7 protein-coding genes are annotated in these 12,217 nt (G+C 23.1%); 4 read left to right on the top strand and 3 right to left on the bottom strand.

The annotated features are described in order from the left end of the window. Positions 1 to 63: 63 nt before the first annotated feature. From KGF39_RS08030 to KGF39_RS08020, 3 genes are all read left to right on the top strand, one after another. The gene (locus KGF39_RS08030; protein ID WP_227821876.1) at positions 64 to 861 is read left to right on the top strand and encodes a hypothetical protein; all 798 of its coding nucleotides are present in this window, start codon (positions 64 to 66) and stop codon (positions 859 to 861) included. A gap of 259 nt (positions 862 to 1,120) precedes the next feature. Beyond that, positions 1,121 to 2,083 carry a hypothetical protein gene (locus tag KGF39_RS08025; protein WP_227821875.1) on the top strand — a complete coding sequence of 321 codons (963 nt, stop codon included), beginning with the start codon at positions 1,121 to 1,123 and terminating at the stop codon, positions 2,081 to 2,083. Positions 2,084 to 2,106: 23 nt separating this feature from the next. Further along, positions 2,107 to 7,467: a DUF960 family protein gene (locus KGF39_RS08020; RefSeq protein WP_227821874.1), complete on the top strand. Its 5,361-nt coding sequence runs from the start codon at positions 2,107 to 2,109 to the stop codon at positions 7,465 to 7,467. A gap of 47 nt (positions 7,468 to 7,514) precedes the next feature. Here the strand turns inward: KGF39_RS08020 and KGF39_RS08015 are convergent, their stop codons facing one another. Continuing rightward, positions 7,515 to 8,042, bottom strand: a complete 528-nt coding sequence (locus KGF39_RS08015) for a helix-turn-helix domain-containing protein (RefSeq protein WP_227821873.1) — start codon at positions 8,040 to 8,042, stop codon at positions 7,515 to 7,517. A gap of 196 nt (positions 8,043 to 8,238) precedes the next feature. Here KGF39_RS08015 and KGF39_RS08010 point away from each other — a divergent pair, with 196 nt between their 5' ends. Beyond that, the gene (locus tag KGF39_RS08010) at positions 8,239 to 10,230 is read left to right on the top strand and encodes an AAA family ATPase (protein WP_227821872.1); all 1,992 of its coding nucleotides are present in this window, start codon (positions 8,239 to 8,241) and stop codon (positions 10,228 to 10,230) included. 47 nt (positions 10,231 to 10,277) lie between these two features. On the opposite strand, the gene KGF39_RS08005 is transcribed toward KGF39_RS08010, so the two are convergent. Together KGF39_RS08005 and KGF39_RS08000 are read right to left on the bottom strand one after the other, a co-directional pair. Beyond that, entirely contained in the window at positions 10,278 to 11,393 is a 1,116-nt protein-coding gene (locus KGF39_RS08005; RefSeq protein WP_227821871.1) for a hypothetical protein, read from the bottom strand. A 154-nt stretch (positions 11,394 to 11,547) separates the two neighbouring features. After that, the coding region (locus tag KGF39_RS08000; protein ID WP_227821870.1) for a hypothetical protein at positions 11,548 to 12,217 on the bottom strand (670 nt) is incomplete at its 5' end.

Raw genomic sequence — 12,217 nt, 5'->3', positions numbered from 1 at the left:
ATCAGCTTCTTTATTATTAAAGTTTTATATAAGTAATTGATATATTACAAGGAGGAACTTAATTTGTTTAAAAACATTGGTACTTATGAGAAAAAGATTTTACAAGATTCTTATATAGAAATGTTAGCTTTTAAAATATTTTATATGAAAAATATTAAAAATAAAAGTAATTTTTCAGCTTTACAATTATACATGAATGATGCCATAAATTATTATTATGATGAATATTCAAAAAATAATTTTTTAATAAATAAATATCTTGATATAATAATTTTAAAATATCTTGAGAAATTTAATATATTATCATGCAATGATGTAAATACTCTATCAAAATTTACATCCAATATTGAAGATGAAAGTATTTCTTGGCATCTTCCAGATGATATAGAAGACTTCCTTATTATTTTAAAAAATAGATTAAATATAAATTACTTTCATAGTTCTTTCTATGAAATAGTTACTTCTCCTAAATTAGAATCTAAAATCTATAATGTATTTGAAACAATAAAGAAAAATATAGAACAAGAGCTCTCCTACTATTCTGACGATGATGATTATGAGGATGATTTTACTGATATTTTTTTTGATATTTATCAAGATGATGCTGAAATTATTGCTCTTGATATATTGCTTGATTCTGATATTATTTCCTTCATTAATGAAAATTTAGATTATAATGGAACAATTCAAAGTGGATGCTATACTGATGGTCAATATACTTATTTTGTATTAAGCCATGGAATGTTATGCTCAAATTATTTCTTAAGAGATGCTATTATATCAATAATTATAGCTTCTTTTAAAAGTATATATTCAAAAGCAAAGGATTCTTTTTGCATGAGAAATAACAAGTCCATTTAGAATTATATAATTTCAACTTATTTTATTTATCAGCATAAATATTCTAAATAAATTTTTTATATTTTCTTTTTTAAAAAACTATTCCTGATAACAGTTCCTTTTAATCTAATTCTTTATGCTTTTTTAAATTTATTTCATTATTTATTCAAAAAAAAATAAAATTTGTACCATATTGTACTTAATAAAAAAATTAGCTATTAATTAGCAACTTAAATTTAAGCTGTATATATCAGCTATATAAAATTAGGAGGAATACATTATGAAAAAAATAAATATTTCATTAAAATTGTCTGAAGAACTGGAACAAATTATATTTGATAAAGACGAAAAAGTAAGTCTTACTTTAAAAGGTGTATTTTATGTAAATAAACTAGTAGGAGCAAGTGTTTTTCAACCAGATAGAATCTATTTTGATGGAGATTATAGAGAAAATCCATATGTTATTAACAACGATGATGGATCAATTTTTAAAGCAATTTCTACTTCAGTAGCAGTTTCAAATTATAATGGTAATGAAATAATGACTCAAGCCACAGCAAGTATTAATACAGAATCCTACCTTTTAGATTCTCTTGGCCATGTTATTTCAGAAGATTATACAGCTGGTGAAATATTAAAAAGAGGAACATCAACAAATACTAATGAAAATTATATTATACCTATTAATTCATCATTAGAAATAGTTGTAAATCTAAAAAATACAGAAGTCCAAAAAACTTTGAGTCAGTATTTATCTAACAAAAATCTTTCTGATAGAACTGCACTATCTTATAGTCAGAGAAACGCTTTAAAAAAATTACCTCAGTTCAATTGCCCTATAACTAATATAACTGGTATACCTGGTTATAGAATGGCAATTACAACTATACCCTATTTTTATGAAGATGATAAAGATATTAATGAAATTATAAATAGTGCTAAGTTATTAAATGCTAATGTATTGAATTGTAAGCTTGTTGCTATTGATAGTGATGAAATCATAGATGCAGTGGACTTAGAGTATTTAAAATCTATTCAAAACTATGATGAAGAAATAAATAAAAAAGAATACTCTAATGAGAGATTAATTCTATCAGCCAAATATGCAGAATGCAAAAAAACAATTCCAGATAAGTTAACGAAAGCAATTGAAATATTGTTTCCTGATGTCAATTTAGAAGAAGTTAAAAACCTAAATAACAAGGAAATAAAACTTCTAATACAGTATGCAGAAACCCTATAAAAATAATTTAAAAGGAGAAAAAAATGAGTAATTTAATAAACTTTTTTAAATCTAAATTTAATGAATTAAGTAAAAATGACAACAACAAAAAGTCAAAAAAATCTAATAAAGACAAAAATAAAAAACACTTAAAAAATCAAGTTTCTTTGTTTGATTTATCTTTTGATAAAGTAGATAATACAAAAGCTGATAAAGAGTCAAAACCTAATATTGATAGTAACATAAAGAAATTTAGTAAAACTACTTCAGATAAACTTTTTCAAAACACTTTTCTTAAACAAATTGCAAATCTAAGCTCTAAAATTAATGAAAAGAAATCAGATATATCTGATTTCTTTTTATCAAGAGAGAATCTATCAAATAATAATTCAGAACGCTATCAAAATAATTTAGATGCAGTAAACATATTAAATAGACTAAATGATTCAAAAAAAGATGTAACTACTAAAGAACAATCTATTTTAGCAAAATATGTTGGATGGGGTGGTCTTTCAAAAAAATTCACTGAAAATTCTAAGAGTGATAAAGAGTTAAAAAATATTTTAGGAAATTATTATGATAGTGCAAAAGCTTCATGCTTAACTAGTTTCTATACTCCTGCAACAGTTATAAAGTTTATTTACAAAGTATTAGATAGATTTGGCTTTGAAAAAGGTCGTATATTAGAACCTGCTTGTGGAACTGGTAGATTCCTAGGCTTTATGCCTGAAGATATGTATTATAATTCTAAAATATTAGGTATTGAAATGGATAAATTAAGCTCTGACATTGCTAAATATTTATATCCATCATCTAAAATAATAAATACTAAATATGAAGATAGTAAAATTAAAAATGAAAGTGTTGATTTATGCATAACAAATGTTCCATTTAGTACAATTCACCCTTATGATACAGAAGATAAACATCTAAATAAATACAATTTAAACATTCATGATTATTATTTTATAAAATCAATTGAAAAAGTAAGAGATATGGGATTAATTATATTTATAACAAGTTCAGGTACACTGGATAAAGCAGATACTAGTGTTAGAAGGATTATAGATAAAAAGTGTGATTTTATAGGTGCTGTAAGACTTCCTATTGAAGTTTTTTGTGATACAAATACAACTACAGACATAATATTTCTAAGAAAAAATAATAATAAGTTACATTCTGAAGATTGGGTAGATATTGTTAATTATGAAGACTTTCTTATAAATAGTTATTATAAAAATAACCCTCATATGATGTTAGGAGAAATGAAAATAGTTTCTTCTCAATATGGTCCAAAACAAATTTTAAAAAATGCAAAAAGTTTATCTATTAGTGATTATGATAAATTATTAAAATATTTTCCTTCAGATATTTATGAAACACCTCTAAATGATGCATATATGTATGAAGAAGATGAATTAAAACTTTGTACTGATGTTGATGATGAACTAAAAGAAGGTGAGTTTATATTAGAAAATGAATTGATTTATCAAAAACAAGGAAAATATCTTATACCTTCTTCTTTAGTTGGCAAAAGAAAAGAAAAATTAAAACAATTTATAATAATTAAAGAGACTATAAAAAATATAATACAAGCTCAACTTAATAACTGTACAGATAACGAATTAAATGACCTTCAGAGTAGTTTAAATACTGAATATGATAAATATATCTATGAGTATGGTTTCATAAGTTCTAGAGGAAATAAAAAGCTTTTATCTGAAGATACTTTATACTATCTTGTAGCATCTTTAGAAATATATAACAAGCAAAATGATACATATAAAAAAGCTGACATGTTTTCAAAAAGAACGATAGGTAAATCAAAATCTGAAAAAAAACCTGAAAAAATAGAAGATGCTATTATGATTGCATTTAATAATTATGGATATTTAAATATTGATTATATCTGTAGCCTCATGAATCAATCATATCATAGTGTCAAAGATGAATTATTATCTAAGCAACTTGCTTATATTGATCCTTTGACAGGATATTTAGTAGATAGAGATAGTTATTTAAGTGGATATGTTAAAGAAAAATTAAAAATAGCCAAAGAAGCATCAGTAAATGATAATGCCTTTTTGGTGAATGTTAAAGCTCTAGAAGCTAATCAACCTAAATATGAAACAGATGTATTTTTTAACATTTCATCTACTTGGATACCTTCAAATATAAAATCTGATTTTATTGAAAAGACATTAGATCTTAGAAAAAATTCAATTCAACTATTATATTCAACACACCTTGGTTATTCAATAAATTGTTCTGCTTATATACCTATAAATAAAAATGAGTTTATATGGGGTACAAAAAGAAGAAAATCTTTATCTATTGTTGAAGCAGCATTAAACATGAAGACTATAACTGTCACTGATAAAGAAACTCAAAATGGTAAAGAAGTTTCTGTCAAAAACTTAGAAGAAACTCAACTTGCTATGAATATATTAGATAAATGGCTTATAGCTTTTCATAACTATGTAACAAGTAATAGTTATATTCATAAAGAGTTACTTGATATATACAATGAAAAGTTTATAGATTATAAGGAAAAAGAATACAAAAATATACTAAATGATGTTAGAATAAATCCTAATATAAAATTACGAGAACATCAATTAAAAGGAGCTAGTAGAATAGTTACTTCTGATTGTAACACTCTTCTGTGCCATAGTGTTGGTTCAGGAAAAACTTATACAATGATTACAGCTGCACAAGAATTAAATAGGATTTCTAAAATAGATTCAAAGAAAGGTAATAAGAATCTATTTGTTATTCCAAATTCGCTTTGTGAGTCTGGACAATTTGCTAAAGAATATTTTAATTTATATCCTCAAGCAAATATTTTAGCTACTACTTCAAAGGATTTCTCTAAAGCCAATAGAAGAAAAATTATAGCTAAAATTGTTACATGTAATTGGGATAGTATAATAATTCCTCACTCAGTTTTAGGATTAATACCTTTAGAAGCTGAAACAGAACTAAAATTAGTAGAATCAGATCTAAAAGAATTAAATAAAACACTTAAGTATTATAGAGATGAATGTCCTAACTTTTCTATAAAAAAACTTGAAACAATAAAAGAAAATTATTTAAATAGAATTAAAGAGTTAAATGACATGCGTAAAGATGATGCTCTTCTTTCATTTGAAAAACTTGGTATAACAAACTTATTTATAGATGAAGCTCATAATTTTAAAAATTTATATTTTAATACTACTATGCAAGTATCTGGAATATCTTCTTTAAAAACAAAGAAAACTCAAGACTTATACAATAAACTAAGATATTTTAAATCTGTTAATGGAAATAAAGGTGTTACATTTGCTACAGCAACCCCTATTTCTAATAGTATCTGTGAAATGTATACTCTGCTTACTTATTTAAATAAACCTTCTCTAGAACATTATAGAGTAGATACTTTTGATGCTTGGGCAAGTACATTTGGTTCAATCATTTCTTCAATGGAAGTAGATCCAACTGGACAAGGTTTTAGATTCCAACAGAGATTTGCTAAATTTTGTAATGTTCCAGAACTAGTTAATATATTTAGACAAGTTGCTGATGTAGTTAATATCTGTGATATAGAAGATTTAGATATTCCTAAAGTAAAAGAAGGAAAACCTATAGTAGAAATTATAAAACCTACAAACCAAATGAAAGAATATATAGATTCTCTTGTAAAACGTGCAGAGGAAATTCATAATGGCCCATATGATCCAAGAATAGATAACATGTTAAATGTAACTACAGATGGTCGGTTAATGGCTGTAAGCCCTGCATTAGTTGGAATTGATGGTATATCACCAAAGATAATAAAAGTTGGCGAAAATATAGCTTCTTTATATCATGAGGATAAAATAAGTACACATCTAGTATTCTGTGATTTAGGAACCCCTACTGGAAGTTCACATAATGTTTATAATGATATAAAAAATGAACTTCTAAAAAATAATGTTTTAGAAAAAGATATAGCATACATACATGATGCCAATACACCAGAAAAAAGAAAGAAACTTATTGATGATTTTAATAATGGTGTTATTAGAATATTAATTGGTTCTACTTCTAAAATGGGTGAAGGAACTAATTTTCAAAAACATTTAAAATCACTTCATCATGTAGATGTACCTTGGAAACCTTCATCAATTTCACAAAGAGAAGGTAGAATATTAAGACAAGGAAATTTAAATAAAGAGGTATATATTTTTAGATATGTAGTTGAAGGTTCTTTTGACGCATATTCGTGGCAGACAATAGAAATAAAAGCAAAATATATAGCTCAAATTCTTAATAATTCTTCATCTTCTAGAACTGCTGAAGATATTGGAAATCAACTCATGAGTTATGCTGAAACAAAAGCATGTGCTTGTTCTGATGATAGAATATTAAAATTATGTGAAATAAATAGAGAAATTCAGATAATTGAATTAAATAAAAAAGCATTTCTAAATCAAAATTTACTTACTTTACAAGATATAAAGTCAATAGAAAATTCTATAGAAGCTTTAAATATATCAATATCTAAATTAGAAGAAGATATTAAAGTATATGCTTCTAATTCTAATGATTTTAAAATAACATTAGATGGAAAAACTTATTTTGATAATAAAACAGCTATAGAAACTCTTGGAGAAATTATGGATGGTGGAAAGGTTGGTTTTTTAGGTGAAATTTATGGCCTAAATATAGTTTATGAGAAGGAGTTTACATTTGATAATAAAGTTAGAGAATTTATTTCACTTGGCAACAACTATAAATTTGAATTTTCTGCTTTGAAAACGCCTAAGACTTTAATTAAATATTTTATGGATTATAATAAAATTAGTTCAGATAAATTAGATAGTTTAAAAGAAAAATATTCATTTAAGACAAATGAACTACTATCTCTTAAAGAAGTTTTAAAAAGTAAGTTCACAGAAGATGATAAATTAGAATCTCTTAAACTTTCAAAAGTAAATCTCGAAAATGAATTGAGATTAGGAAATACTGTAATTAAAAAAAACAACTTAGATCATAATACAGTAGAAAAAGAAAGTGAATTAATAACTAGTCCAAATGACAACATATCTATAAAAAATAAAGCAGACAGTGGTTATTTATTTACAGGCAGAAAATTCCTTACTAAAGGAGTAGAGCATGAAATTTCAATTCAATTACAAGTATTTATGTGGAATTTAATTGATAAGTTAGAAATAAAAAAGGATTATCTTCAAGTATTTGATATAACTCCTATTGATTCTAGTTCTATGTTAATTACACATAAACAAGAAGTACCTAAATATACATCTACTTATAAGATAGAACAAAGTCTAGATGTAAATTTTAAAATAGACACTAAAATTACAATTTTTGTAATAGATGATATTGATTGTGTTACAATGCTATTGAATAGTGAATATTAAACAAATAAGATATTATATAAAACTAAAAAAATAGATAGATTTATAATCTATCTATTTTTCTTTTTCATCGTTATTTTATTATTATAAATACCTATAGTAAAAATATCTTCCTCTTTTATTTCTAATATTCTTCTCCATTTTAATGGTATCAGTATTCGTGGGCTTATTCTTCCTTCAGCATTAGGATGAAAATATATTAATTTTTCTACTTCATCTATTAAACCACTTTCTGGACATTCATTGTCTATACTTTTTTCTATAGTAATTTTATCACTGTAAAGTCTTAATCTAAATTTATCTTTTTCTTTAACATTTAGATATATTATCCATGCTAATGGAATGCTTATTAATGATGTAACCTTTAATTTACTTTTTACAAAAACAAGTTTTTTATCTTTTTCGTCTTCTAATGACCATTCTAAAAGTTTACAAATTTTAATTAAAGTTGTAGTAGATATCTTATTTTTTAGTATCCTTGTATATGTACTGCTATGTATTTCTAGGTATTTACAAAATTGTCCTTTTGTAAATCCTAAATCTTTTCTCTTCAATTCTATTTTTTCAGCAATATTCATTATTTTACCTCTTTCAATAAATATTTATATTAACTACAATAACATATATCATATTAATTTATATAATAAAAAAAGTTTCAAAATTTTTTAAAAATAGCCCCATATTATAAAAAGAAAATAAAAATTTAAGCTATATATTTTAGCAAATAAAAGTTAGCTGTATTTATCAGCTTAACAAAAATAGGGGGGTATTAAAATGTTTCAAAAACTAAACTTAACAAATGTAAAATGTTATGATGATAAAACAATAGATTTATCAAAGCCAATAGTCATAACAGGTAAAAACGGAGTAGGAAAATCATCTATTTTAGAAAGTATTATATTTGCAGTATTGGGATACATACCTGGCTGTGATAAAAAAACAGCTGATATGATGAAAATATCAAAATATCAAAATGGATTTTCTGTAAAATTATATACAGATAATGGGATTATACAAAGATCCTTGAATTCAAAAAAATCAAGTGGTAGTGAAGAGCTTTATTTTTCAGAATCTAAGGAGAGTAAGCTTAGTGGTAAAAATAAAGATATAATAGATAAGCTTGGAATAAATACAACTTTTTTTGATATTAATACTTTTCTTTCTTTAAACTCAAATGATAAATCTAAATTAATTTATTCTTTAATATCAGCTGGTAAGTATGATAAACATTATCTAAGTTCAAAACTAGATAGTATCATCCCAGAAAACATACTAAATGAGTTGATGTATGCATATCAAGAAAAATATTCATTTGAAGAAAATCTTAATAAACTATTAGATTATGTTTCAAATAATAAAAAAATTATATCTAATGATATAAAAGAAATTAAAGCAGTTATCTTTCAGTTGACATCATTAAAATTTGATACAAAAATTGATATAAACAATAGTATAGACAATGAAATTGAAAAGAAACAGTCAGAAATTTATAAATTAAGAAATGATATAGATAATATAAAAAAAGAAACTCTAAAAAAATCCCAAGTCTTAAGTAAATATAATAATCTTAAAAATGAAGTTGAAGTAAATAAAGATAAAAAGAAAAGTTTATATAGTGAAAAAGAAAAGTTACAAAAAAATATTTTTAAACTACAAGATTTTAAATTTGATAATGAGATTAATGAAAAACTATCAGAGTTAAATAATACTTTAAAAACTCTAGAGCTCACTGGTATTGAAATTAAAAATGAAAAAACTAATATAGAAAATAAAATTAAAAGTAATAATGATTTAATAAAAACAATAAATGAGCGAAATAAACTGAAAAAATGTATTATTGATGGAAATATATACTGTGGCAACATGGAAGGCTTTAATGCGTCAATAAATGCCTTAAATGACGAATTAAAAGACTTTTCCAATATTTATAATGATATATTAATTAAGTACAATTCAGCTAGAAAGGATTATCGTGAAATTGATAATTCTAAAAATAGTCTTTTAGAAATAATTAGTAAACAAGAAAATAAGATAAAAGAAAATAACATTGAATTATCAAATATAAAAGAAAGAATTAATAATATTGACAAAGAAATTTTGAATATAGATAAGCTAACAGCTGAGTTGGAAGCATATGAACATACACTTAAATTATTTAATAGCTCTGATAATATAGATTTACTTGAAAAAATGTTATCTTTATCTGAAAAAGATTTAATTGATCTAAAAGAGAAATGGAAACAACAATTAGATATAAAACAAAATATGATACTGTTAGAAAAAAATGAATCTATTAAAGAAGATAAAGAAATAAAATTAGAACATTATAAATCATTAGAGAAACTTTTAAAACAAGAAAAGTCCAATCTAATCAATAATGGGATAAAACCATTTATACATTTGATGGACCAATTTTTATTAGAAATTGGAATTAATAATAAAACTGTTTTTATTAAAAATGAAAAGAATAAGGTTGATTTTGGATTTATGATGAATTTTAAAGAGATATCTTTTGAAGCTCTGTCAACTGGTGAAAGTTTGATATTTTTAATTGCTCTGATGGCTGCCATATATCAAAGCAATGATTCATATTTTAAATTACTTGCTCTAGATAATTTAGAATTACTTGACCATGATAATTTAACATTTATTTTTAAGAACATTGATAAGTTGAATAAATACTTTGATAATATAGTACTAATAGGAGTTTTAAATCATTTTAATTTAGAAGAATTTTCTAACAATATAAATATTCACAGAATGTAAGTAAAAAAGAGAGGTATTCTAATATCTCTCTTTTTTATAACTAATTTTTAAGATATTTCTCCTGTACTTTTAGGTGCTTCTCTGACATCTTCAGATACTTCTTTTGTACTTTCAAAAAAAGAACAAATATTCTCAAAAATTGAATCAAAAATTACAAAAGTAAGTAATGCTTCTTTAGAGCTTGTACTAATTATTGATTTAAAATTTAAATAAAAATATTTATTAATAACACTTATAATTTTAAAATCATAAATATCCACACCTAACGTAGTTATTACTGAAAGCACATAAGAAATAAAAAGAGAAAGATAAAAAGATATTTTAATTATCAAAAACATTGATTTTCCTAATGCAATTTTTTTTAATTTAAAATACACTATTAAATAAATAAACAATAATAATGTTAAAAACATAATATAGTAAAATGCTTCTAAATTTTCATTTGGTATCTTAACTCTAAACAATGCCATTAAAAAAATAGCAGATAAAAAAACTATAAAAGCAGCTATCAATATATTGATCAGTAAAAATGTAACAGATATAATCTTTCTAATATGCATTTTTTCATAAGATTCAAGGTATTTTTTAAAACTACTTATTGAAATTAATAACATAATAAAAAACAATAATAAATATATATTATAAAGGTAAATTCCTACACTTATAAAAAATTTTATTTCTTCTATCTCTAGCAAAAAAATTATAAAGAAAATAACTGGTAATAGTATCTTACACAAAAATAGTGTTGTTTTTAAATATTTTGAGTTATTTTCAGATTTTTGTTTGAAAATAATAAAAATATATAAGGCAAAAAAGGTTATATTTTGAATCATAATAAAAATAAAGTTATGTAAATATTTATAACCATAATCTAAATAACTTACATTTATCCTATATAAAAACCTTATAAATATTTCAATCTTTCCATCTAATGATAAAAATAACATCATTCCTAAGAATGTGCTTAAAATAGATATTTTTACAACTTTTTTATACTTAATAACTTTTCTTTTTTCAAAATCAGTAAAATTATCTAAAATTATAATAATAATTAATACAACAAATATCGCTGATGTAAACCACATAGTTATTGTTATGTAATCTGTAAAAAAACAACTCCATATTGCAAACATAAATAAAATTCTTTTATAAATTTTTTTCATATAATCCTCACAAAACTGACTCTTAATCTTATTTTTAATAACAATTTAATTTTACTATAAATACTATAACTTTTAAATTGTTTAATTAAACTTTTTGTACAACAATAGAATGCCAGTATTTAGATTATATTACTAAAATATTAACAATTTTTTATTATTGTTTTTTTGGATATGGTAAATTATTTTTTATTGCATATTTTATTGCAATCTTTTTAATTGCTACTCCACAGTTCCATTCATTTTTTACTGCATTTTCATAAACTTTTTTATTAATATCTTCATCATCTTCTAAATTAATATCTTTTTTATTTCCAAATTTTACATCCTGGGAAACTTTTATTTTTTCATTAATATAATTTTCATCTTTATCTTTTAAGCTTCCATCAAAGTTGTCAAATTTATTTGTTTTTTTAGAAGACTTATTTTTAGATTTTTTTTCATTGTATAATTTATTATCATTTTCAAATTCTTTAAGTGTTTTAATATTTTTCTCTTGTAAACTTTCTAATACTTTTTTTATATAACTATATTTTTTCTTAATATTGTTTTCTGAAACATTTATAAAAATTTGTTCCCAGATTTCTATATCTAAATTATCACTATTTTTTTCGATTAATTTTTTCATGCCTGGTTTTATTTCCTTATCGACTTTTAAATTAATATATAATTTTTCAATTTCATTAATTTTATTTTCTTTGTCAACAACAACAACATTAAAATCAGTATTACTAGAATCATTATTACTATACAGTAAATTTTCCCGTTCAAGAACGGTAGTTTTTACCGTTCTTGAACGGTAGTTTTTACCGTTCTTGAACGGTAGT

Source organism: Clostridioides sp. ZZV14-6345 (assembly GCF_020657775.1).
Classification (GTDB): Bacteria; Bacillota; Clostridia; order Peptostreptococcales; family Peptostreptococcaceae; genus Clostridioides; species Clostridioides difficile_D.
This window is presented reverse-complemented; position numbering and strand designations above follow the sequence as displayed.

Coding starts and splice junctions, on each gene's coding strand:
- KGF39_RS08020 (WP_227821874.1), top strand. CDS start 2,107: ATGAGTAATTTAATAAACTTTTTTAAATCTAAATTTAATGAATTAAGT.
- KGF39_RS08010 (WP_227821872.1), top strand. CDS start 8,239: ATGTTTCAAAAACTAAACTTAACAAATGTAAAATGTTATGATGATAAA.
- KGF39_RS08005 (WP_227821871.1), bottom strand. CDS start 11,393: ATGAAAAAAATTTATAAAAGAATTTTATTTATGTTTGCAATATGGAGT.
- KGF39_RS08025 (WP_227821875.1), top strand. CDS start 1,121: ATGAAAAAAATAAATATTTCATTAAAATTGTCTGAAGAACTGGAACAA.
- KGF39_RS08015 (WP_227821873.1), bottom strand. CDS start 8,042: ATGAATATTGCTGAAAAAATAGAATTGAAGAGAAAAGATTTAGGATTT.